This is a genomic window from Micromonospora sp. CNZ322 (genome assembly GCF_007827755.1).
The window spans coordinates 168,411-190,739 of record NZ_VITD01000006.1 but is presented as its reverse complement, the minus strand read 5'-3'; the positions used below and the strand labels follow the sequence as shown (position 1 = coordinate 190,739).

Below are 22,329 nucleotides of genomic sequence, written 5' to 3'. Positions count from 1 at the left end.
TCAGCTCCTCACGCGTCGCGCAGCCGGTAGCCGACACCGCGTACGGTCTCCACCAGGCGGGCGTCGCCGAGCTTGCCGCGCAGCGACCCGACGTGCACCTCGACGGTGTGCCGGTCGGCCCAGGTGGTGCCCCAGGCGTCGAGCAGGATCCGATCGCGGGGCACCGCCACCCCGGGCTGGCGGGCCAGCGAGAGCAGCACGTCGAACTCCTTGCGGGTCAACGTGACGGCGCGGCCGTCGACGGTCACCGTCCGCGCGGCCACGTCGATGCGGACCGGCCCGGCCTCGATGAGGTGCCGCTCGGGCGCGGCGTTCGCGGCGCGGCGCAGCACCGCCTCGATCCGGGCCTGCAACTCCACCATCGAGAACGGCTTGACCACGTAGTCGTCAGCGCCCAGGCGCAGACCCAGCACCCGGTCACGTTCCTCACCCCGGGCGGTCACCGCGATGATGCCGAGCTGACTGCTGCGCCGACGCAGCTCCCGGCACAGGTCCGTGCCGTCCCCGTCGGGCAGGGTCAGGTCGAGCAGCACCAGGTCACAGGGGGCGGCGGAGAGCGCCGCGGCGACGGTGGCGGCGTGCTCGACCTCGTACCCCCGGCGGGTGAGGGCGGAGGACAGCGCAGCGGCCACCCGGCGGTCGTCCTCCACCAGCAGGATCCGCACCCGTGCCCCCGTCCCTCGCAGCGCTGTTCTGCGAATGGTGGCAGAAGTGCGCGGGGACCGGGAGGCCGCCCACCCGCGCTGGGCGGGCTACCGGCCGCTACAGGCCGAAGGTGTCGTCGGCGATGGCGTCCCGGACGCCGTCGGTGAACCCGCGGAAGCCCGGGTCCTCGTGGCTGGCCGGCACGCTGGTGACGTTGACCCCGCTGGCCTGGGTGACCGCGTCGACCAGGGCCGGATAGTCGATTTCGGCATCCTGGAGGGCGTCATCGTCCGCCTCGGCAAGGTTGATCACATGCTGCACGTCGTCGGACGACGTGTCCGGGTCATCGGCCCACTCGCCGCCGGCCTGGTAGCACTCGTCGTACAGCGCGCGCTGGCTGTCGGTCCAGTCGTCGTCGTAGCTCTGCATCGCCCATCCCTCCGCGGCCCTTGACCTGAGCATGCCCGGCGGGAGGCGACGGGCGCGGCGGTACCGGCGAAAACCGGGCGGGCGCGCCGACCACGGCCCCGTACGCTGCTGTGGTGATCTACAAACTGCTGTCGAGCGCCGAATGGGACGACGCCCTCGCCGCCGGTGCCTTCACCGGCTCGGCGGTGGACCGGCAGGACGGGTTCATCCATCTCTCCGGCGCCGACCAGGTGGTCGAGACGGCGCGGCGGCACTTCACCGGCGCGACCGGGTTGACAGTGCTCAGCGTCGAGGAGGAGCGACTGGGCGACGCGCTGCGGTGGGAGCCGTCGCGCGGCGGGCAGCTCTTCCCGCACGTGTACGGCCCGCTGCCGGTCACGGCGGTGGTGGCGGCGCGGGCGTTGCCGGCGGACCTTCCGGCCGCCGACGCGGTGGCCGCCCTGCTGGGCTGACGCGGTGGCCGCCCTGCTGGGCTGACGCGGTGGCCGCCCTGCTGGCTGACACGGACGCGCCCGGCCCGACAGTGTCGGGCCGGGCGCGATGCCGTAGTGACGGGGCTCAGTGGCAGAGCCGGTCGATCTCCTGCTGGAACCGGTCCATCGGGTTCGCCTCGGCGGGGCCGAGCAGGTAGGTCTTCAGCTCCCGGCGGGCCTCGGTCATCGGGTCGTCGCCGGCCCGGGTGACCGACACGATCTTCTCCAGCTCGCCGCAGTCCTTGGAGAGCAGGTACGCGGCCCGCGCCGTCGGGTACTCGCGGCGGAAGTCGTCCTCCGACAGGCCGGCCGGGTTGGCCACCACGTACGGCCGCTGGCTCTGCACGAAGTCGGACACCACACTGGACACGTCGCTGATCAGCAGGTCGGTCTGGTTGAAGCAGTCGAACAGCGCCGGCGTGCGGCCGGTGACCACCAGGTGCGCGGTGCCGTCCAGCGAGGACGCGTCCGGGTTGCCGCCAGCGGCGCGGATCGCCGTGACGACCCGGTCGTGCACGGCCTTCGCCGCCTTGGACCGCGACCCGGTGAGCGGGTGCGGCTTGTAGATCAGGCGGACCCGGGGGTTCGTGGCGAGCAGTCCCTTGACGATCCGCTCACCCATCAGCACCAGCGAGGTGTGGTACGGGTCGTCGTCGAGCCAGCCCTCCCAGGTGGGCGCGTAGAGCACTGTGAACGGCCGGTCCACCGACTCGGCGCCGAAGGTGTGCACACCGGCGAGCTGCGGCCGGCCGATCTCGACGATGTCCGAGTCGAGCACACCCACACCGGCCCGCGCGTAACGCTCCCGGCCGGCCAGGCCGGCGACCCAGACCTCGTCGTACACCTTGCTGTAGGGGTTGACGCTGGCCTGCTTGTCGCTGTCGCCGTGCCCGACGAAGACGTGCTTCGTACCCGGCTCGCGGAGCATGTGGATGTTCGCGCCGACGTTTGCGGAGTAGAGCGCCGCGCGGATGCCGCCAAGGTCGAGGTTCATGAAGTCGACCCCGGCCGGTACGCAGATCACCGGCAGCCGGGTGTCGGCCAACTCCAGGAACGCCTCCCGGCTGCGCATCAGCACCACCGCGCGCTGCTGGAGCGCCTCGGTCGGGGCGAGCCACATGTTCGCCTGGTAGACGTCCTTGGCCGGGCCGGCGAAGTAGAGCGCCACCTCCGGCCGGTAGTTGTCCAGCCAGCGCTGGACCGCCGGCAGCAGCGGGCCCTGCCCGGCGCCCCGACCCCGAAGCCAGGTCAGCGCGATGATGGCGCCCACCAGACCGGTCGCCACGACCGCCACCGCGCCGGCCGCGAAGAACGGCGTCGGATCGTGCTGCACCGCGGCGGCCACGCCGGCCGGCACCAGCAGCAGGTTGAGCAGGGGCATCCGGTCACCGGCGACCGCCGCCGCCCAGGCGGGCGGTTGGGGGGCGCTGGACAGTGGACCCAGCTCGATGTTGCGCACCATGGCGGAGAGCGGGTTACGCCGCTCGATCATGGTGGAGAGCGCACCGGCGAAGACCGACACGACCCACACCGCGGCCGGCAGCACCAGCAGCAGGGTCAGCTCGCCACCGCTGAGCCGCACCTCGGCAACGACCAGCAACACGGCCGCGAGGTCCCGGGTCAGCTGCCGGTACGACCAGTGCAGGCCCACCTTCTCCAGCAGCAGCTGCGACGACGGAGACCAGCGGGCGACGGCGAACTCGCCGAAGATGGCGGCCAACCCGGCGACGGCGAACAGGCCGATCCAACCGAATACGCCACCGACGAGCATGACCAGGTAGGCCAGGACCAGTAGCGCACTCTGGGCGGCCACACCGAGGCGTCCTGTCAACGTGCCGAACAAACGAGTTCGCTCCCTACGAGATTTCGTTGCGGGCGGTGCCCGTGATGGACCGACGTCACTCCCCCGTCGCACAACGGCTCAGTAGCGGCCGGCTGCGTGTGACTGCGACCTTAACGCGAGGGGACAGCTCGGTGTCGCTCGGGTATCCGGCACCATTTCGGGCAAAGTTCCGCACCGGGGCGCGCCCGACCCCACCGCGGGGCCGGGCGCTCGGTGCGGGTGAAGCGCTCAGCCGACCCGCCGGAAGCAGGTCATCGCGCCGGGTGCCTTGCGCTTGGCGAACTCCTGGTAGCCCAGCTGCGGCGCGGTGTCGCGGGCGTACCGGTTGCCGTTGTAGACGCAGATGGTGCCCACGTCGAGGCGGTCCAGTGCCGGCTTCAACTCGGCCGGCGTCGGGCTGGCGGCGCCGTCCGCGAAGCCGGAGAGCAGCAGTCGGTCCTTGGCGAACTGGGAGTTGAGGTCGTACTCGACGAGGTAGAAGTCACGGGGCAGGACAACCCGGACCTCGCTCGTGACGATCGGCGTGGTGCGCATGATCGTCTTCGGGGCGAGCAGCAGGCCCTGGGGACGGTCCAGGTCCTTGATCCAGAACGCGATCGCCTGACGCTGCTGCGGAAGCTTCCAGGTGGGGCGGTCGTGCACCTCGACCCAGCTCTTCGGCGACCACATCGGCGTGGCGAACAACGCGAACGAGGCGACCAGCAGCACCGCGATCCCCCCGGACGCCGCCCGGCGCAGCGCCCGGGTCGGTGCCGGCACGCGCACGGTGCAGAGCAGACCGATCAGCGTCGGCAGGGCGAGCAGCCACGGCACGCGCCAGAGCACCACCGAGATGCCGCTCAACGCGCTCAGCAGCTCCAGCACGCCGGGCACGAACAACACGCTCAGCGCGAGGGCGGCACCGGCGGCGAGCAGCGCGGGCGTACGCCGACGGGCCAGCAACGCGCCGCACCACAGCGCCAGACCGCTGATCACCCCGACCACGCCGAACAGCAGGGTCCGCCGGTAGGTGTACGCCGCGTCGAAGAAGGCGTCGTCCGCGCCGGTCGCGCTCATCCCGCCGAGCACCAGGCGGGAGACCACCAGCGAGCCGATCGGGTACGCGAGGGCGGCGGCCGCCGCGACGATGGCGGCCTTCCACCGACCGACCAGCAGCATGGCGAAGCCGGCGGCGGCGACCAGCATCGGCAGGATGATCGCCGCGGTGTTGGTGAGCCCGATCGCGGTGATGGAGAGCGCCACGATGAGCAGCAGGCTGCGCCGCGACCGGTTGTCGAACCACTCGGTCAGGTAGAGCCACATCAGCGGGATGACCGCCGAGACGAACATGCCCTTGCCCTCGTGCAGCCGGGGAAGGTGGAACGTGCCCAGTGCGGCGTCCCCGCCCGCGACGAGGTAGAGGTACGCGATCGCCACGGTGAAGGCGAGCACCGGACGGCGCGGGGCCCACCGGTGCGTCAGCCGCCACAGCGCCAGCGCTGCGAGCACCGCCATGATCGGCAGCAGCACGTACCAGAGGGCCGAGCTGGCGTGGATGCCGATGACGTTGGCGAACGCGCCGTCGAACACCTCGATCGACGGGATGGGCGGCTGTGAGCCCATCGACGGCAGCACGTTCTCGGAGAACAGGAAGTCGTTGAGCGGGATCAGGTCACGCTCGGCGATCCACACCGACTTGCCGACGTAGTACACGTCGTCCGGGGTGTTGCGGGCCATGAAGAACGACGAGATGCCGACCAGGACCGAGACGACCAGCGCGTACGCCGACTGCGCCGGGGTGGGCGCCGGGGCGGCCGGCGTGGGCGTCGGCCCGCTCAACCAGGCCTGGCGCACCAGCAGCAGCCCGCCGACGGCCGCGAGCAGGCCGGACACGGCCGGGATCCACCAGGAGACGTTGACGCTGGTGTTGGCCAGACCGGCGGAGACGGCGGCCACGGCGGCGGCGGCCAGCACACCGATCAGCAGGCGACGGTCGGCGGCGGGCCGCGCGCTGACGGGCTCCTCCCGTGCCGCCGACGCGCTGTCGGCCGGGGCGCTGTCGGCCGGGGCGCGGCGGCGGGCACGCAGCACGGCCACGACCGCGAGCACCACACAGGCCAGCAGCCAGATCCGGAAGGTGACCGACGGACGCAGGTCACCCAGGAAGGCCAGGTGGTAGAGCACTGTGAAGAGCGCGAATGCGATCACCGCACCATCGGTGAGCACCGCCGGGGCGACGGCCACCAGCGCGCGTACCCGGGACAGACCCTTGCGGGCGTCGGCGGGCCGGGATGCCTGCCCGGGCCGCGGCGTCGGATCCGGTTCGGCGGGCGCTACGGCGATGCTGTCGACGTTGGCCACGGGCGTCCTTACTCGTCGGGCGGATGAGGGGCGTCGGCACGGTGACGGCCGGGTGTCAAGGGGGCAGCGTAGCGGAATCGGGCAGGGGTGCCGTTGCTGCCGGCGACCGAGTGTCGGGGAGCTGGTCAACCCGCCATCGGTGCCGCCCGCGGGCGGGGCAGCACGCTGTCGGCGCCGAGCCCGGCCGCCACGGATTCGACCAGATTGTCGAGGTAGCCGTCGGTCAGTGGGAGACGGGCGATGGCGAGCCGCCAGTAGAGCGGCCCCACGATGAGGTCGACGGCGGCGTCCAGCTCCGTGTCGGCGGGCAGTTCGCCACGCTGCACGGCCCGGGTGACCAGGTGACCGCCGATCTCCTGCTGACGGGCGTGCAGCACCTGACGCAGGGTCGCGTCGATGCTGGGGTTGCGGGCGGCCTCGGCCAGGAGATCCGGAATGATCTGCGACGCCAGTGGGTGGCGCAGCGCGTGCGCCACCGCCTGGAACAGCAGCGCGAGATCACCGCGCAGCGTCCCGGTGTCCAGTGCGGGGAGCTTGCCGTGTGCCGCAGCGGCGACGACCTCCAGCACCAGATCGAGCTTCGAGCTCCACCGTCGGTAGATCGCCGTCTTGCTGACGCCGGCCCGCCGGGCCACCGCCTCGATGGAGAGCCGGCCGTAGCCGACAGCGGCGAGCTCCTGCATCAGCGCCCGGCGGATCGCCGTGGTGATCTCGTCGCGCAGCACCGCCGCGCCGGCCGGCGCCCGCCTCTTCTCGGTGGTCATCGAGGGCTCTTATCGCAGGTCACGCCGGATAGCGTAGCGCAACGACGGTACGGTTGCGTCCCGACGTGTTTCGGACTACTGTCCTCGCAGCGACGAGGCGGCGCCCCGCGCAAATTTCCCACTAGGATTCGATCGTCGCGAGCAACCCCCGTCTGCACGAAAGATCGGAGCGCCATTTCCATGGCCACCACCGCGCTGGTCGACCCCGACACGGGCCTGACCCAGGCGCAGCTGGCCGCTCGGCACGGGCTACGGGTCGCCGGTGAGCGACCCAGCCTCGTCGAGTACAGCCGCCGACTCTGGGCCTACCGGCACTTCATCGCCGCGTACGCCAATGCCAAGCTCGTCGCCTCGTACAGCAACGCCAAGCTGGGTCAGCTCTGGCAGGTGCTCACCCCGCTCACCAACGCGGCGGTCTACTACCTGATCTTCGGGGTGGTGCTTGCACAGAACAGCATCCCGAACTTCATCGCCTACCTGACCACCGGGTTGTTCATCTTCAACTTCACCCAGAGCGCGGTCCTGGCCGGCACCCAGTCGATCAGCAGCAACCTGGGGCTGATCCGGGCGCTGCACTTCCCCCGGGCCAGCCTGCCGCTGTCCACCACGATCACCCAGTTCCAGCAACTGCTGGCCTCGATGGTGGTGCTGGTCGGCATCGTGCTGGTCACCGGCGAGCCGCTCACCTGGGAGTGGTTGCTGCTGGTGCCGGCGCTGCTGCTGCAGGCGGTGTTCAACGCCGGCGTGGTGCTGCTGGTGGCCCGACTCGGCGCCAAGTCGAGCGACCTGAAGCAGGTCATGCCGTTCATCATGCGTACCTGGATGTACGGCTCCGGCGTCCTCTACAGCGTCAGCCTCTTCGACCGGCTGCCCGGCTGGGCGACGACAGTGGTGCAGTACAACCCGCTGCTGGTCTACATCGAGCTGGCGCGGTACGCGCTGCTCGAGGAGGCGCCGCTGCTCAACGAGTCGCTGACCCAGCTCTGGCTGGTCGGCGCCGGTTGGGCGCTGGTCGCCGGCATCGGCGGTTTCATCTACTTCTGGCGCGGCGAACAGGAGTACGGCCGTGGTTGATCACTTCGACGCCCCCACCGAGGCGAGCGCGACGATGACCCGAACCCAGGAGCGCATCCCGACAGTGGTCGTGGACGACGCGCACATCATCTACCGGGTGCACCAGGGTGCCGCCGGTGGCACCACGCCGGTGGCCGCGCTGCGCCGGCTGGTCAAGCGCACCCACGCGCCGAACGTCCGGGAGGTGCACGCGGTCAAGGGCATCTCGTTCACCGCGTACCGGGGCGAGGCGATCGGGCTGATCGGCAGCAACGGCTCCGGCAAGTCCACCATTCTGCGGGCCATCGCCGGTCTGCTGCCGGTGAACCGGGGCGCCATCCACACCCAGGGGCAGCCGTCGCTGCTGGGCGTCAACGCCGCCCTACTCAACGACCTCTCCGGGGAGCGCAACGTCGTCCTCGGGTGCCTGGCCATGGGCATGCACCCCGATGACGTGGCCAAGCAGGCCGCGGGAATCATCGACTTCTCCGGAATCAACGAGCGGGGTGACTTCGCCAGCCTGCCGATGCGGACGTACTCGTCGGGCATGGCGGCCCGGCTGCGGTTCTCCATCGCCGCCGCCAAGAAGCACGACGTGCTGCTCATCGACGAGGCGCTCGCCACCGGCGACAAGGGCTTCCGCAGGCGCAGCGAGCAGCGGGTGCGGGAGCTGCGGGAGGGCGCGGGGACGGTGTTCCTGGTCAGCCACCAGCTCTCCTCCGTACGGGACACCTGCGAACGGACGATCTGGCTGGAATCGGGCGTCATCCGGATGGATGGCCCCACCGACGAGGTCATCCGGGCGTACGAGGCATACGCGAACAGCAAGTAGAGTTCCGGCGAACGTCCGGCATCGACATGGCACCCGAGGACCGCGTCGCCCGCGTTGGGGCGACGCGGTCCGCGCGTTAAGGTTCATTCCGTCGCCGCTCGGGCGGAACCTTCCGTTAACGCATCCCTGAGAGTGAGGATCCGGCAATGACGCAGGACCAGACCCCTGGCCCGGACGCCGAAGCGGAGACCCCGACGCCGTGGCGGCCCTCGCGGACAGTGGCGGTGGTTCTGGCCGGCGGCACCGGGACGCGGCTGGGGCTCGGCATCCCGAAGCAGCTGCTGAAGATCGCCGGTAAGCCGATCATCGAGCACACCCTCGCGGTCTTCGAGGCGGCACCGGAGATCGACGAGATCATCGTGCTGATGGCCACCGGCCACGTCAAGGACGCCCAGCAGATCGTCGAGAAGGCCGGCCTGCGCAAGGTCACCAAGGTGATCGAGGGCGGTGACACCCGCAACGCCACCACCCGGATCGCCCTGGACGCGGTCGGCCCGGAAGACTGCAACATCCTCTTCCACGACGCGGTACGCCCGCTGCTCAGCGGCCGGATCGTGCGCGAGTGCGTCAACGCGCTCTGGAGTTACGACGCCGTGGACGTGGCCATCCCCTCCGCGGACACGATCATCCAGGTCGACGACAACGACTGCATCACCGACATCCCGGTGCGCTCCCGGCTGCGCCGTGGTCAGACCCCGCAGGCGTTCCGCTCCCCCACGATCCGGGCGGCGTACCAGATCGCCGAGGACGACCCGGACTTCGCCGCCACCGACGACTGTGGCGTGGTGCTGCGCTACCTTCCCGGCACCCCGATCAAGGTGATCGACGGTTCGGACGAGAACATCAAGGTCACCCACCCGGTCGACGTGCACCTGGCGGACAAGCTCTTCCAGCTCGCCGCCGCGCAGGCGCCCCGACTGACCGACCACCGCAGCTACAGCGAGGAGCTGACCGGCCGGACCATCGTGGTGTTCGGCGGCAGCTACGGCATCGGCCACGAGTTGGCTGAGCTGGCCCGGCGCTACGGCGCCCAGGTCTTTCCGTTCAGCCGTTCCAGCACGGGCACCCACGTGGAGCGGGCCGAGGACGTCGAGGCCGCGCTGACGACCGCCTTCGAGGCCACCGGCCGGATCGACCACGTGGTGGTCACCGCCGGCATCCTGGAGAAGGGCGCCCTCGCCGAGATGGACGAGGAGACCATGGACCGGGTGCTCCAGGTCAACTTCGTCGGCCCGGTGACCATCGCCCGCCAGGCCCTCCCGTACCTGCAGCAGACCAAGGGCCAGTTGCTGCTCTACACCTCCAGCTCCTACACCCGGGGCCGGGCCCGCTACGCGCTCTACTCGGCCACCAAGGCCGCCCTGGTCAACCTCACCCAGGCGCTCGCCGACGAGTGGGCCGACGTGGGCGTCCGCGTCAACTGCATCAACCCGGAGCGCACCGCCACGCCGATGCGGACGCGGGCCTTCGGCGAGGAGCCGGAGCACACCCTGCTCGCCGCGGAGGCCGTCGCCCAGTCGTCGCTGGACGTGCTGATCTCCGACCTGACCGGTCAGGTGATCGACGTACGCCGGGCACCCGGTGACGGGCCCACGCCGAGCGTGCCGGCGCAGTCCGGGTCGGGTCGGGTCGAGACGCCGGCCGGCGCGACGTCCGCGAACTGACGCCGACGGCTGCGGAACCACGAACGGAGCGACATGCGCGGCGACCTGGTCCGAAAACTGGCCGCCCGGTGCCTGACCACCGGGTTGGCCGTGCTGGCCTTTGTCGTGCTGGCGCTGACCGACGCCACCGGCTGGGGGCTGGCGTTGGCCGTCGCCGCGCTGGCCGCCTCGGCCGCCGAGCAGCGGATCCGGCCCGGCGCCGACCTGGTGGCGGAGACCACGTTGATCGCCGCGGCGATCCTGGTCGGTTACTCCCGGCGGCTGGACGACGGGCTCAACCTCGCGCTGGTCGCCACGGGGCTGGTCCTGCTGGGGCTGGTGCTGCTGGTGGGGCCGCTGCGCACCGCCGGCGGTCTGGAGATCCGGGCGGCCAACCTGCCGGTACGCGCCTGGACGCCGCTGATCGCCGACCGGCTCGGCACGGCCCTGCTCGGGCTGCTCGCCGCCCTGGCGCTCGCCGCCGCGCTCGCCCTGCCGACCGGTGTGGCGCTGGCCGCCAGCCTGCTGGTCGGCGGGGGCGCCGGTGCGGTCGCACTGGACCTCGCCCGGCGGCGGTTCCGGCCGCGGGCCGGTGGCGGGTCGGTGACCGCCGCGCTGCGCCAGCACCAGCCGGAGTTCCTGCTCTACTTCTCCGCGCCTCCCGGCTCGGAATACCAGGTCACCATGTGGCTGCCGTACCTGGAACGGATCGGCCGGCCGTTCCTGGTCGTGCTGCGTGAGCCGGAGTTCCTGGCGCCGATCGCGGCAGCCACCGACGCGCCGGTGGTCTACTGCCCCACCCTGCGGGCGATAGACGAGGCGTTGGTGCCGAGCCTGCGGGCGGCGTTCTACGTCAACCACGGTGCGAAGAACAGCCACTGCGTCCGATTCACCCAGCTCACCCACATCCAGCTGCACCACGGCGACAGCGACAAGGCGCCGAGCGCCAACCCGGTGTCGGGGATTTTCGATCGGATCTTCGTGGCCGGACAGGCGGCGATCGACCGGTACGCCCGCGCCGGAGTGCAGATCCCGGCGGACAAGTTCGTGGTGGTGGGTCGCCCACAGGTCGAGTCGATCGAGGTACGCCCGGAGCCCGCGAAAGGGTTGGCGCACCCGACGGTGCTCTACACGCCGACCTGGACCGGGCACCACGCCGACGCCGACTACTGCTCGCTGCCGGTGGCCGAAAGCCTGCTGCGCCGACTGTTGGAGCGCGGCGCGACGGTGATCCTGCGGGCCCACCCGTACACCGCGCAGAACCCGGCATCAGCCCGACAACTGGGCCGCCTGACCGAGTTGCTCGTCGCCGACCGGGCCCGCACCGGCCGCCAGCACGTGGTCGGAGCGGCGGCTCGGGAGCTGAGCCTGACCGAGTGCGTCAACTCCGCCGACGCGCTGGTCTCCGACGTGTCCGGCGTGATCTCGGACTTCCTCTACTCCGGCAAGCCGTACGCGGTCACCGACATGGGCGACGAGGGCGACCGGTTCGTGGAGCGGTTCCCGCTGGCCGGGTCGAGTTACGTGCTGCGCCGGGACATGTCCAACGTGGACGAGGTGCTGACCGCACTGCTGGACACCGATCCGCTGGCCGAGGCCCGCTGGGCCACCCGCCGCCGCTACCTGGGTGACTTCCCGGCCGAGTCGTACGCTGAGGCGTTCCTGACCGCTGCCCGCCGGGAGCTGGCACCGGCTGAGACACTGACCGCGTCCACACCGGCGTAGGGCCTGTTTCATAAGGGCGGTCGAGCCGAGGCCGGCCGCCCTGACCGCTCAGCGGTACGGGTCGAGCAGCGCCAGCACCGCTGCCGGGTCCTCCACGTGCGCGTTGTGCCCGAGACCGGGCAGCGTGGCGACCGGTACGCCGTACTCCTTGAGCTGTTCGTCGGTGACCATCGGATCGTTCTCCCCGCGCGCCAGCACCACCGGCACGTCGGTCGCCGCCAGAAGCGCGGCCAGGTCGGGCTCGCCGACGGCGAAGGCGGTCGGGTCCATGGCGAGGCGCCACCGGCCGTCAACCTGGCGCAGGCCGGCGTCCACCACCGGGTGGTCCGGCGGGACCAGGCCGGCCAGACCGGAGACCCGCAGGTAGCGGCGAGCCGCCTCGGTGCGGCTGGCGAACCAGCTCACCGGGCGGGCGGCGACCTCGGCCGCGCGGGTCAGCTCAGCGGGTGACCAGAGCGCCTTGATGCCCAGCCCGACCACCGCGTCCACCGGCGTTCCGGCGTCGCGGGCGGCCAGCGCCAGGCCGACCACCCCACCCAGCGAGTGTCCGAGCACGACCAGCCGGTCGTCGGGGGCGAGGGCCTGCGCGACCTGCTGGGCGAAGCCCGCGAAGGAGTACGCCGGCAGCGGCGACGCCCAGCCGTGGCCGGCGAGGTCCGGTGCCAGCCACCGCCCGGGCCAGTGCTGCTCAAGGTACGGGGCCCAGGGCAACCACACGTCCCCGGTCGCTCCCATGCCGTGCAGCAGCAGCAGAACCGGCCTGCGGCCGGCGTGACCACCCGTCTTCTCCACCACGGCCGCAGTCTCCCACGGTTCACGGCCAGGTACGAGAGCCGTCGATGACGGACCGCGCTGACAAACGCCGCGGGCGCCGGCCCCTTGTGGGAGACGGTGCCCGCGGCGGTCAGCGTGCCCGGGTCAGGCGGAGTAGCCCCGGCTGGTGATCCAGTTGGCCAGGTCGATCGTGGTGATCCAGTACGACGGGTCGGCCGGGTTCGCCGAGTCGGCGATCCGTACGGTGCGACCGTTGTCCTTGTAGCCCACCACGGCGATGTAGTGCCCGCCGCCGTAGGAGTGCCAGCCGCCGTCGGTGTCGGTGGCGTCCCCGACGACGTTGGCCACCACGCCCCGGCCGTCGGTGATGGCCTTCACCACGTCGGCCTGGAGGCGGTCCATCTGTGCCGGGCTGGGCGCGCCGGGGAACATCCGGGTCCGGTACGGGGAGCCCTTCACCTCGGCGTTGAGCACCCGGGTGGTGTCCTCGGCCGAGTTGGTGCCCATCTCGGTGGTGCCCAGCTCGGCGCCGAGCTGCTCCTGGGTGCGGTCGATGCCGGCGGCGCTGAGCGCGTTCCGGGTGGCCGCCGGGCCGCAGTTGTAGTACGTGTTCTGCGCCTCGTAGTCGTAGTCGAGCACCTTGGTCGCGGGCGGCTTCGGCCGCTCTGGCTTCCGGGTCAGGTCGGGGTTGCTGCTGGCCTTCGCGGCGGGCGACGCGGCGCTGGTGGCCGGGGCGGCCGTGGTCGGCACGGCGCTGGCCGAGGGGGACGCGTCCCGAGCCTCGCCGCGGGAGGCGGCGACGTCGCTGCGCATCTCGGCGACAGTGGTCGCGGTGCGCTGGCCGGCCGGGGCGTCGTCGGCAGTGGTGAGCAGGGCGCCGGTGGTGGTGGCGATCGCGAGGGCCGCGGCGGAGGCGGCGACGATCTGGTACGGGCGCTCGGTGGCGAGACGGCGGAGCTGACGCTGCAGGGTGTGCTTCACGGGGTCCTCCACGGATCGGGGGGAGAGCGGCACCCGGGGCCGGACCGGCATCCGGGCAGGCGCCAGCGCGCGGACCGTGGTCCGCGGATGGTGAACCGCTCAGGGGAACGCCCGGCGCGGCCGGGCGGGGAAGGCGATGACCCGGGAGGTCAGCTCACCGTGACTGGACGAATGAGCGGGTGCACCGCCGCGCCGTGGAGGCGAGGGAACAACCGAGGGGTGGAAAGGTGCTGCACGAGGATGGGACTCCTTCCGACACCGCCTACCGGGTTAGCTGACGGATTCGGGCGGGAAGACGCCCTACCGCGGGCCGTGGCTCGCGGATTCACCCCGGACTTACTGGTGGGTCCCCGGTTCGTTGATCACGATTAAGCGGGTCGATGCGGCGTCGCGTCTTGCGATCGGTTACCGCACCGGACGGGACGACACTACTGGCGTCTCAACCCCCTGCCAAGCCAGGTTCACCTGCGTAAACCCCCATCGGCGCGACAATTTCTGCGTGTATTGGCGATGATGTGACTCGATGGGACAACCGGTTACGGCGACGCCTGCGGGCGACAACCGGACAGGCCGCAAAAAACGCGACCACAATCGCGGGAACAATCCCGCCGATCGTGCCGGCCGTCCCATTTCGCGATCAGGTGACCGGCCTCACATCACGGATTGGGCTCAACCCACCCGGGCCGGGCGCCACCGTGCCACGACGGCGGGACGCAGCGCCCCGGCCACCGTGCGGCGCGCGGGGACCAGGGTCGGGCGGAGCCGGGCCGCCGCCGCGTACGCCTCCTCGGCGAGGGCACGAGCCGACTCGGCGGCCAACTCCGCGTCGCGCCAGGCGGCCCGCTCACGGTCGGCGGCCACCTGGTAGTCGGCCAGCCGCGCATCCCGGACCACCCGGCTGATCAGCACCTCCTGCTCGACCGGGTGTCGCCGGGGATCCCAGCCGCGCCGGTGCCCGAACACGTCGCCGAGCTGCGCCATGGTCAGGTCGCCCCGCCAGTACGCCGCCATCGCCGCCCGGTGCAGATAGCGTTCCCGGGCGGCGTACTCGGCGGGGGTGTGCCGGGTCTGCGGGGTGGGCAACGCCCCGGCGCCGGCGAAGCGACGCGCGGCGGTGTCCGCCTCGTCGTACCGGATGCTGGCCTGCTCCAGCTGCTCCTGAGCAGTCAGCCAGGCGGCACGCCACCGCTTGGCGGTGGTGGCCGCACCGGCCGCGGCGACGGCCACCTCCTCGGCGTAGCGGCGCATGTCGACGGCCTCGGCGGCGGCCAGCTCCCGAGCAGTGGGCCCGGCCGGGAGCGGGTCGTCAGTGGGCCGGTCCCGTTCGGGGCGGGCGGCCAGCACGGCGAGCAGGCCCAGGGTCAGCAGGAACAGCGTCGACCAGATGGCGGCGGCCTGCGGCACCTCGGTCACGAACTGGTAGAAGACGACGGTCTCCATGGTCGGCACCTCGGGGAGAGAGCAGTGCGATGGGGAGCCGCGCGACCAGCGGGCCACGGCGGGCCACGGGTCGGCGGGTCAGGGAGCGGGTGGGTCGACAGGGAGCGGTGTCGGGACGGTCGTCCCGGTGGCTCAGCGACCGGGTGGGGCCCGGGAAACCCGACCGCCCGCTGCGTCGACGAGGGACAGCCGGTCGGATTCGGCCGCACGGACCGGCAGCACGCCGGCCGCGATGGCGCCCTGATCGCCGGGAAGCGCCACCAGCGTGTCGACCGACCATGTCGGGACCGGCTCCTCGGCGGCCTCCGGCGGTATCGCCGGGCCCGGGCGGGCCGCACTGTGTGCCTCGCAGTGCCGGTAGCAGGCCGCCAGCGACCCGACGGCGACCGAGGCCGGCACGGCGCTCGACGTCGGTACCGGGCCGGGTGTCGGCGTGGCGGCCGTGGCCGGGCCTGCGCCGAGCGCCAGGGCCGCGACGACGGCGAGGCTGGTCAGCACCCGAGTCGCCCAGCGCGCCACCCACCACAGCGGACAGGTGAACGCGACCGGAAGCACGTCCCCACGCTACCGTCGCGCCGACCCGGGCGCACCGACCACGGGCGTGTCGGATCACGCCGCGCCGGCCCCGTTGACCAGGGTGGACGTTGTCAGCGCAGGTCGACGTACGTTGATCGACCGCCGACCCGACCGACCTCGTCGGCAGGTCCGTCGACCTCTTCGCGGGCGCTGCTCGCGGGGTCTCGTGCGTCGTCGTCGCCGGCCGCGCGTTGTCGGGGGACGGGCGCCGGACGGGCCACACGGCGCGGCGCGAGCCGGCGCATCATCGGGGTTTCGACGAAGCGGTGCAGCAGCCCGGCGAGGATCAGGTTCGCCGCCAGGAAGCCGAGCACCACGGCCGGGCCACGCCAACCTGCGAAGCCGATCCCCCAGGTTCCGCTCCAGCGCAGCACGCTCGTCATCACCAGCACGTGCACCAGGTAGAAGGCGAACGAGACCTCACCGAGCCAGACCACCGGCCGGGACCGCCACGGCGAGCGCCGACCCCGCACGTCCGCGTCCGCGGCCGCCGTGATCACCAACAGGTACGCGACCGCGAGCAGCGTGGTCCACAGCTCGGCGCGGATCCACTGCGCGGCCGCCACCCAGGTGACCAGGAAGATCCCGCTGGCCACTGTCAGTCCGGGACCGCGCCAGAGCCCCCGGCGCATCAACTCGGCCGCCACCGCGCCCAACCAGAACTCCAGCGACCGCACCGGCGGGAAGATCTGGGTGAACCACCAGCGGCTCACCTCCGGCACCAACTCCTGCGCCGGCCAGAGCGCGAGGATCAGCAGCGGCAGCGCGACGATCAGCGCCCAGAGCAGCTTCGGCCGGGCCCGGCGCAGCAGTGGCAGCGCCAGCGGCAGACAGAGGTAGAAGAAGAACTCGCAGGACAGCGACCAGCTGACGGTGTTGATGCTGTAGAACCAGCCCGGCCGGGGGTCCCACGCCTGCAACAGCAGCAGGTTCTCCAACGCGGCCGCCGGCAGGACCGGGTCGGCGAACCACCAGGCGACCACCAGCGTCGCCGCGAACAGCACCAGGTGGTTCGGGTAGATCTTGGCGATCCGCCGCCGCCAGAAGGTACGCCGGGAGTCCCCCTCCCGGGCCGACCAGACCAGCACGAACCCGCTGAGGATGAAGAAGAACTGCACCCCGGAGAGGCCGAGGGTGAACAGCGCGTCGATGACGGCCTTGTAGTCCGGCTCGGCGATGATCCGCATGGTGCCGGCGTGAAAGCCGAAGACCAGCAGCGCGGCGATCCAACGCAGCCCGGTCAGCGAGGGCAGCCGGGGCGGGGCGGGTGCTGGCCGGGCGGCCGACGTCGCGGCGACGCTCGTCATGCCGGGATCCCGGCGCTCGGCAGGGTCACCAGCACGGTCGTAGCCTCCTCGTCGCGGCGTCGGACGACGCGACGGCGACGCCCACGACGACCCGGCAGGGCCGCACCGAGGCACCCTACCGGGTCACTCCCGGGTGAACCGGACGCATCCCACCCGCCCCACGAGCCCGCGATCCCCGGGTCCGAAAACGCCCATCGGCCGGCGTTAACCTTCCGCTGGGCGGGAGTTCAGAGAGTCCACCATCGGCGGCAACGTCAGGTTCCGGGGCCGGCCACCCGGGTCGTCGAAGGTGGCGGACGTGGTCAATGAGCCGACGCACGCACCGCTGCTGAGCATCGTCGTGCCCGTGTACGGCGTCGAGGCGTACCTGTACCAGTGCCTCGAGTCGATCCGGGCCGACATCCCGGCGGGCGAGTCGGACGCGGTCGAGCTGATCGCCGTCGACGACGCCTCCCCGGACGGCTGCGGCGACATGCTCCGCTCGTACGCGGTGAGCCGCGACGGCGTGCGCGTCGTGCACCTGAGCAGCAACGTGGGTCTGGGGCTGGCCCGCAACGCCGGGCTCGACGTGGCCACCGGCCGGTACGTCTGGTTCGTCGACAGCGACGACTGGTTGCCACCGGGCACGATCGCGGCGGTGCTGGACCGGCTGCGCCAGCACCAGCCCGACGTGCTGATGCTCGACCACCTGCGGATGCACGAGGACGGCCGGCGGGAGGTCGACGCGAGCAGCCCGCTGCTGCGCGGGATCACCGGCGTCACCCGGTTGGCCGACCAGCCGCAGCTGCTGCGGGTGCAGCACACCGCCTGGAACAAGGTGGTCCGCCGGGACTTCATGGACGACTTGGAGCTGCGGTTCTTCCCCGGCTGGTACGAGGACATCCCGTTCAGCCACCCCCTGCTGATCGGGGCCGAGAAGATCTCCGTGCTGGACCGGGTCTGCTACCTGTACCGCCAGGGCCGCCAGGGCGCCATCACCTCCACCCGCAGCGGCCGGCACTTCGACGCCTTCGCCCAGTACGAGCGGCTGATGGACTGGGTCGCCCGAAAGCACCCGGACGAGCGGTTGCAGGCCGAGCTGTTCGAGCTGATGATCAGCCACTACCTGGTGGTGGTGGGCAACGACGGCCGGCTGCACCCACACCTGCGGCGCGACTTCTTCCACCGGGCCGCCGCGCACTACCGTCGCTACCTGCCCACCGGCGGCTACCCGCTGCCCCCGGGAGTGACCGGGCTCAAGCACCGCCTCGTCGGGCGGGGTGACTGGGTGGCGTACTCGGCGCTACGCCAGGCCCATCGGGTCGCTGGTCGCCTGCGTCGACCCGGCCCGGCGGTCGGCGCCGACGGCGGTTCGCTCGCCGCCGACGAGGACCCGGGGCGAGGGGCGAGCGCCGGGCCGACGCGCGACGGTGGGCTCGCGCCGGAGCGGCGCGACGCGCTGGCCGTCGGCCGGCTGCTGTGATCGACCCCACCGCACAGCACGCCGGGAGCCGGGGCGGCTCCCGGCGCCCTGATTTCCCAGGTCGTCCGCCCGCCGGGTGGACGACGACAGCACCACCGCACCCCGGTGCGGGCGTACCTGAGCAGAGGTCGGAATGACGGCGACAATCAAGATCGGACCGCACGCGGTCGGTCCCGGGGAGCGACCGTTCGTGGTCGCCGAGATGTCCGGCAACCACAACGGCGATCTGAACCGGGCGCTGGCCATCGTCGACGCGGTGGCCGCGAGCGGGGCGCACGCGCTCAAGCTCCAGACGTACCGGCCGGACACCATCACCATCGACGTCGACACCCCGGCGTTTCGGATCTCCAGCGGGCACGAGCTGTGGGGCGGGGAGAACCTGTACCGCCTCTACGAACGCGCGCACACCCCGTACGAGTGGCACGCCCCGATCTTCGAGCGGGCCCGCGAGCGGGGCCTGACCGTCTTCTCGTCGCCGTTCGACGCGACCGCTGTGGAGCTGCTGGAGTCGCTGGGCGCGCCCGCGTACAAGATCGCCTCGTCGGAGCTGGTCGACCTGCCGCTGATCCGACTTGTGGCCAGCACCGGCAAGCCGATGGTGATCTCCACCGGAATGGCGACGGTCGCCGAGATCGACGCCGCCGTACGCACCGCCCGGGCCGGCGGCGCGGCGGGCATCGTCCTGCTGGCCTGCACCGCGTCCTACCCGGCGCCGCCGGCCGACAGCAACCTGCGCCGGTTGCCGGTGCTGGCCGGCGCGTTCGACGTGCCGGTCGGGCTCTCCGACCACACTCCCGGCATCGGGGTGGCGGTCGCCTCGGTGGCGCTCGGCGCCTGCTTCATCGAGAAGCACGTGACGCTGGACCGGGCCGACGGCGGCGTGGACTCGGACTTCTCCCTGAACCCGGCGGAGCTCACGGCCCTGGTCGCCGAGTCCGGCCGCGCGTACGAGGCGCTGGGCGGCACCGCGATCGGACCGACCCCCGCGGAGCGGGAGGGGCTACGGTTCCGCCGGTCCCTTTTCGTGGTCGAGGACGTCCGGGCCGGCGATCCGGTGACCGCGCACAACGTCCGCTCGATCCGGCCGGCCGGCGGGCTGGCGCCCGTGGAGATCGACCGGGTCCTGGGCCGCGCCTTCACCACCGACGTCCCGCGTGGCACCCCCCTGAGCTGGGACCAGGTCTAACCCCAGCCGCCCCGCCCCGCGATCTTGCAGTTACTGTTCCGGCGAAAGGCGCGCAAGCCGCGATTCGGCGTCAGAAAGTGCAAGATCGCGGGGCGGGAGGGTCGGGGCGAAGCCAACGGTGACCACCAGGTCGGCCACCCAGAGGGTCCGCCAGATCGCCGATCCGTCGGCCGGCGTACCCAGACCATGGCGCCGCCACCAGGCCGCCACCGACACATCGGCCAACTTGCACCAGCATTCGGCCCGGGTCCAGCGGGCCCAGAAGTCCGCCGTGCCGAACCGGCGGGCCAGCGCCGGGGGCACCGGGGCATCGGCGCGCTCCGCGTCGACGGCCACCCGCCAGCCGGGCGCCGGTGGGCCGTACCAGCCGACGCACCGTCCATCGTCGAGGTGACTGCGGGTCACCGCGTCTGCCATCGCCGCCGGCGGCCCGATGCGCAGATGCTGCTCGGCGGCGACGAGCAGCCCCGGCACCGGACGCGGCACGGCCGCGCCGCCGTGCCGTGCTGGTTGCACCGGCAGGGGAACACCTCGCAGGTCAGATGGCGGCGGCACCGTCCACCACTATGACCTGGCCGTTGATGTTGGTGTGCTCCCGCAGCAGCATCCGCACGACCGGGGTGACCTCCACCGGCTCGGTCAGGTGACCGGTCGGGGTGCGGCGCACGATCTGGTCGAGCTGGGTCGGACCGAGCACGGCGGACATCTCCGAGGCGAAGAATCCGGGCGCGACCGAGTTGACCAGCATCCGGCCGCCCAGTTCGCGGGCGAGCGAGCGGGTGGCGGCGTCCATGCCGCCCTTGGTGGCCGAGTACGCGACCAGGCCGGGGAACCCGCGCTGCCCGCAGATCGAGGTGATGTTGACGATCCGCCCGCGCAGCCCCTTGGCGAGCATCCGACGGATCACCAACCGGGTCAGCTGAAGCGGGGCCGTCAGGTTGGTCTCGATGATCCGGGCGATGTCGTCGGCGGCGGTGTGCGCGTGCAGGGAGTCCTGCCCCATGGCGGCGTTGTTGACGATGCCGTCGATCGGGCCGAGGCGCTGCTCCACCTCTCGGACGAAGCTCTGCGCGGCGCGCAGGTCGGTGACGTCCACCGAGCCGACGTGCACCCGGTCGGGGTGCTCGGCGGCGAGCTTCTCCAGCTCCGGGGTGATGGTGCGGGCGAACGCGGCCACGCGTACGCCCGCGTCGAGCAGGTCGGTGACGATGGCCAGGCCCAGGCCACGGGAACCGCCGGAGACGAGGACCACTGAGCTGGGCGGGACGAGCTGGGTGTCGGCTGGCTCAGACATCGCTCTTCAGGGTCTCCTTGACGGGAATGTCGGTCAGGACGCGAATGCGGCGTGGCACCGCGTGCTCGGGAAGCCGGTCGGCGCACCAGCGGACCAGCGCGGCCTCGTCCGGCACACCGGTGTCAGCGCCGGACGGGTCGGCAGCGGCGAGGACCACCTCGGCGACCACCATCCGCCCGAGCACCGGGGCACGGCGGCCGGTCACCCGTGCCCAGGCCACCGCCGGATGCCCGGTCAGCACGCCGCGGACCATGCCGGCGGAGACTTTGCTACCACCGACGTTGATCTCGTCGGAGTCCAGTCGGCCGGTGATCAGCACCCGGCCGTCGAGCACCTGCACCCGGTCGCCGGTGCGGATCGGGCCGGCGAGACCGGCCCCGTGGTACGGGGAGGTGACCACCAGCTCGTCGTCGCGGACCGAGAGCGTCGGCCGGCCCGGGGTTTCCCGGTCCAGCCAGTCGACCGGGAACCCGGCCCGCCCGTCGTGCACCACAATGGACGCACCCGCCTCGGAGGACGCGTAGATCCAGGAGATCCGGGCCGTCGGGAAGACCTCCCGCAGCTGGTCCAGGATCGCCTGGTCCACCGGCTCCCCACCGAGGGTGATCTGGCGCAGCGGCACCCGGGCCAGCGCTTCGGCGTCGCGGTAGAGGGTGCGCCGCCAGAAGGTCGGGGTGCCGGAGGCCGCGTCCACCTCGTGGGTGGCCGCGACAGTGGGCCAGTCGTCCAACTCGTCGGGCTCGACCACCACCAGGTGCTGACCGGGCTGGGTCAGCGACAGGGTGACGACCTGCCACCAGGCGTACGTGCCGGGGGCGTACGGGCAGAGCCAGGTCCGTTCAGGCTGGTCGGCCCGCACCGTGGTCAGCGTGTCGAGGGTGTGCCCGACCCGCTTCGGACGCCCGGTGGAGCCCGAGGTCAGCAGCCAGAGCCGACCCGGCTCGGCGGCTCGCGGCCCGGCCGGTGCGCTCGGGTGCACGCCGTCGTCGTCGAGGACGCCGACGGTGAACCCGGCCGTCAGCAGCTCGGTGCGCAACACCGCGTCGACCCGACTCGCGGTGCTGAGCAGCAGCTCGGTGCCGTGCACGGCGTGCTGCCGCGCCGCGGTGAGCGCGTGCACGGCCGAGCGGGCGAGCACCGCCGCCGGGTCGGGCAGGGTGGGCGTCGGCAGCGAACGCCAGGTCAGCGCGACGCCACCGACGACGAGCCGGTTGTCGACACCGGCTGGCTCCGGGCCGGCGGGGGTCAGGTGGCGCGACGTCGCGACGGTCACTGGTGTTGAAGCTCGACGAGGAAGTCGAGGACGTCCCCGACGGTGGCGATGCGACGCAGCCCGGGGGCGTCGAAGTTGAGCTCCTCCCCCGTCTCGTCCTCCACCCGCAGGGCCAGCTCGGAGAAGTCGAGCGACCGGAAGCCGATCTCCCGCAACTGCGCCGCGTCGTCCGCGGGCAGCTCCTTGTCCTGATTCTTCAGCACCTGAGCCATGAGGTCGCGGATCTGCGCGCGACTCAATTCGTTCATGCGCCGCAGTCTACAACCCAACGAATGCCTATCTGATTTCC

21 protein-coding genes and 1 riboswitch are annotated in these 22,329 nt (G+C 72.1%); of the genes, 7 read left to right on the top strand and 14 right to left on the bottom strand.

Features of this window, described 5'->3' with window-relative positions; genetic code table 11:
* Positions 1 to 8 precede the first annotated feature (8 nt).
* A complete protein-coding gene (locus FB453_RS16760) occupies positions 9 to 665 on the bottom strand; it encodes a response regulator transcription factor (protein ID WP_091401433.1) in 657 nt (218 codons plus the stop codon).
* Positions 666 to 762: 97 nt separating this feature from the next.
* Positions 763 to 1,074, bottom strand: coding sequence for a hypothetical protein (locus FB453_RS16755; RefSeq protein WP_112585549.1), 312 nt, complete (start codon positions 1,072 to 1,074; stop codon positions 763 to 765).
* Between the two features lie 113 nt (positions 1,075 to 1,187).
* Here FB453_RS16755 and FB453_RS16750 point away from each other — a divergent pair, with 113 nt between their 5' ends.
* Positions 1,188 to 1,526: a DUF952 domain-containing protein gene (locus FB453_RS16750; protein ID WP_145791348.1), complete on the top strand. Its 339-nt coding sequence runs from the start codon at positions 1,188 to 1,190 to the stop codon at positions 1,524 to 1,526.
* Positions 1,527 to 1,632: 106 nt separating this feature from the next.
* Here the strand turns inward: FB453_RS16750 and FB453_RS16745 are convergent, their stop codons facing one another.
* The 3 genes from FB453_RS16745 to FB453_RS16735 all read right to left on the bottom strand — a co-directional run bounded on the left by FB453_RS16745 (position 1,633) and on the right by FB453_RS16735 (position 6,494).
* Positions 1,633 to 3,390, bottom strand: coding sequence for a CDP-glycerol glycerophosphotransferase family protein (locus FB453_RS16745; protein ID WP_186718340.1), 1,758 nt, complete (start codon positions 3,388 to 3,390; stop codon positions 1,633 to 1,635).
* A gap of 228 nt (positions 3,391 to 3,618) precedes the next feature.
* Positions 3,619 to 5,730: a DUF6077 domain-containing protein gene (locus tag FB453_RS16740; RefSeq protein ID WP_145791346.1), complete on the bottom strand. Its 2,112-nt coding sequence runs from the start codon at positions 5,728 to 5,730 to the stop codon at positions 3,619 to 3,621.
* A 125-nt stretch (positions 5,731 to 5,855) separates the two neighbouring features.
* Entirely contained in the window at positions 5,856 to 6,494 is a 639-nt protein-coding gene (locus FB453_RS16735; protein ID WP_145791344.1) for a TetR/AcrR family transcriptional regulator, read from the bottom strand.
* Between the two features lie 180 nt (positions 6,495 to 6,674).
* Here FB453_RS16735 and FB453_RS16730 point away from each other — a divergent pair, with 180 nt between their 5' ends.
* From FB453_RS16730 to FB453_RS16715, 4 genes are all read left to right on the top strand, one after another.
* A complete protein-coding gene (locus FB453_RS16730; protein ID WP_145791342.1) occupies positions 6,675 to 7,568 on the top strand; it encodes an ABC transporter permease in 894 nt (297 codons plus the stop codon).
* Positions 7,569 to 7,602: 34 nt separating this feature from the next.
* Entirely contained in the window at positions 7,603 to 8,379 is a 777-nt protein-coding gene (locus FB453_RS16725; protein WP_112585647.1) for an ABC transporter ATP-binding protein, read from the top strand.
* 146 nt (positions 8,380 to 8,525) lie between these two features.
* A complete protein-coding gene (locus FB453_RS16720) occupies positions 8,526 to 10,043 on the top strand; it encodes a bifunctional cytidylyltransferase/SDR family oxidoreductase (RefSeq protein WP_145791340.1) in 1,518 nt (505 codons plus the stop codon).
* Between the two features lie 33 nt (positions 10,044 to 10,076).
* On the top strand, positions 10,077 to 11,747 hold the full coding sequence (locus FB453_RS16715) for a CDP-glycerol glycerophosphotransferase family protein (RefSeq protein WP_145791338.1): 1,671 nt from the start codon (positions 10,077 to 10,079) through the stop codon (positions 11,745 to 11,747).
* Positions 11,748 to 11,795: 48 nt separating this feature from the next.
* Here the strand turns inward: FB453_RS16715 and FB453_RS16710 are convergent, their stop codons facing one another.
* From FB453_RS16710 to FB453_RS16690, 5 genes are all read right to left on the bottom strand, one after another.
* Positions 11,796 to 12,542, bottom strand: coding sequence for an alpha/beta fold hydrolase (locus tag FB453_RS16710; RefSeq protein ID WP_145791335.1), 747 nt, complete (start codon positions 12,540 to 12,542; stop codon positions 11,796 to 11,798).
* A gap of 123 nt (positions 12,543 to 12,665) precedes the next feature.
* Complete coding sequence (locus tag FB453_RS16705; RefSeq protein WP_186718337.1) at positions 12,666 to 13,514, bottom strand: C39 family peptidase; 849 nt, start codon at positions 13,512 to 13,514, stop codon at positions 12,666 to 12,668.
* Between the two features lie 232 nt (positions 13,515 to 13,746).
* Positions 13,747 to 13,887: riboswitch (cyclic di-AMP (ydaO/yuaA leader) on the bottom strand.
* A 284-nt stretch (positions 13,888 to 14,171) separates the two neighbouring features.
* The gene (locus FB453_RS16700; protein WP_145791331.1) at positions 14,172 to 14,942 is read right to left on the bottom strand and encodes a hypothetical protein; all 771 of its coding nucleotides are present in this window, start codon (positions 14,940 to 14,942) and stop codon (positions 14,172 to 14,174) included.
* 132 nt (positions 14,943 to 15,074) lie between these two features.
* A complete protein-coding gene (locus FB453_RS16695; protein ID WP_145791329.1) occupies positions 15,075 to 15,497 on the bottom strand; it encodes a hypothetical protein in 423 nt (140 codons plus the stop codon).
* Between the two features lie 92 nt (positions 15,498 to 15,589).
* On the bottom strand, positions 15,590 to 16,825 hold the full coding sequence (locus tag FB453_RS16690; RefSeq protein ID WP_486480303.1) for an acyltransferase family protein: 1,236 nt from the start codon (positions 16,823 to 16,825) through the stop codon (positions 15,590 to 15,592).
* 298 nt (positions 16,826 to 17,123) lie between these two features.
* On the opposite strand from FB453_RS16690, the gene FB453_RS16685 reads away from it, so the two are divergent.
* Positions 17,124 to 18,287, top strand: coding sequence for a glycosyltransferase (locus FB453_RS16685; protein ID WP_145791327.1), 1,164 nt, complete (start codon positions 17,124 to 17,126; stop codon positions 18,285 to 18,287).
* A 133-nt stretch (positions 18,288 to 18,420) separates the two neighbouring features.
* The gene (gene pseI / locus FB453_RS16680; RefSeq protein WP_145791325.1) at positions 18,421 to 19,473 is read left to right on the top strand and encodes a pseudaminic acid synthase; all 1,053 of its coding nucleotides are present in this window, start codon (positions 18,421 to 18,423) and stop codon (positions 19,471 to 19,473) included.
* Between the two features lie 30 nt (positions 19,474 to 19,503).
* On the opposite strand, the gene FB453_RS16675 is transcribed toward pseI, so the two are convergent.
* The 4 genes from FB453_RS16675 to FB453_RS16660 are packed head-to-tail and all read right to left on the bottom strand — an operon-like array spanning position 19,504 to position 22,288.
* On the bottom strand, positions 19,504 to 19,989 hold the full coding sequence (locus FB453_RS16675) for a hypothetical protein (protein WP_222431362.1): 486 nt from the start codon (positions 19,987 to 19,989) through the stop codon (positions 19,504 to 19,506).
* 22 nt (positions 19,990 to 20,011) lie between these two features.
* Positions 20,012 to 20,767 (bottom strand): SDR family NAD(P)-dependent oxidoreductase, encoded by a 756-nt coding sequence (locus FB453_RS16670; RefSeq protein ID WP_112585527.1) that lies wholly within the window; start codon positions 20,765 to 20,767, stop codon positions 20,012 to 20,014.
* Positions 20,760 to 22,040 (bottom strand): AMP-binding protein, encoded by a 1,281-nt coding sequence (locus FB453_RS16665; RefSeq protein WP_145791323.1) that lies wholly within the window; start codon positions 22,038 to 22,040, stop codon positions 20,760 to 20,762. Before FB453_RS16665 ends, FB453_RS16670 begins: the two co-directional genes overlap by 8 nt.
* Positions 22,037 to 22,288 carry an acyl carrier protein gene (locus tag FB453_RS16660; RefSeq protein ID WP_091401397.1) on the bottom strand — a complete coding sequence of 84 codons (252 nt, stop codon included), beginning with the start codon at positions 22,286 to 22,288 and terminating at the stop codon, positions 22,037 to 22,039. Before FB453_RS16660 ends, FB453_RS16665 begins: the two co-directional genes overlap by 4 nt.
* Positions 22,289 to 22,329 lie beyond the last annotated feature (41 nt).

Excerpts from the sequence above, each read along its gene's own strand:
- FB453_RS16755 (WP_112585549.1), bottom strand. The coding sequence starts at position 1,074 with ATGCAGAGCTACGACGACGACTGGACCGACAGCCAGCGCGCGCTGTAC.
- FB453_RS16735 (WP_145791344.1), bottom strand. The coding sequence starts at position 6,494 with ATGACCACCGAGAAGAGGCGGGCGCCGGCCGGCGCGGCGGTGCTGCGC.
- FB453_RS16730 (WP_145791342.1), top strand. The coding sequence starts at position 6,675 with ATGGCCACCACCGCGCTGGTCGACCCCGACACGGGCCTGACCCAGGCG.
- FB453_RS16725 (WP_112585647.1), top strand. The coding sequence starts at position 7,603 with ATGACCCGAACCCAGGAGCGCATCCCGACAGTGGTCGTGGACGACGCG.
- FB453_RS16720 (WP_145791340.1), top strand. The coding sequence starts at position 8,526 with ATGACGCAGGACCAGACCCCTGGCCCGGACGCCGAAGCGGAGACCCCG.
- FB453_RS16715 (WP_145791338.1), top strand. The coding sequence starts at position 10,077 with ATGCGCGGCGACCTGGTCCGAAAACTGGCCGCCCGGTGCCTGACCACC.
- FB453_RS16700 (WP_145791331.1), bottom strand. The coding sequence starts at position 14,942 with ATGGAGACCGTCGTCTTCTACCAGTTCGTGACCGAGGTGCCGCAGGCC.
- FB453_RS16690 (WP_486480303.1), bottom strand. The coding sequence starts at position 16,825 with ATGACGAGCGTCGCCGCGACGTCGGCCGCCCGGCCAGCACCCGCCCCG.
- pseI (WP_145791325.1), top strand. The coding sequence starts at position 18,421 with ATGACGGCGACAATCAAGATCGGACCGCACGCGGTCGGTCCCGGGGAG.
- FB453_RS16670 (WP_112585527.1), bottom strand. The coding sequence starts at position 20,767 with ATGTCTGAGCCAGCCGACACCCAGCTCGTCCCGCCCAGCTCAGTGGTC.
- FB453_RS16660 (WP_091401397.1), bottom strand. The coding sequence starts at position 22,288 with ATGAACGAATTGAGTCGCGCGCAGATCCGCGACCTCATGGCTCAGGTG.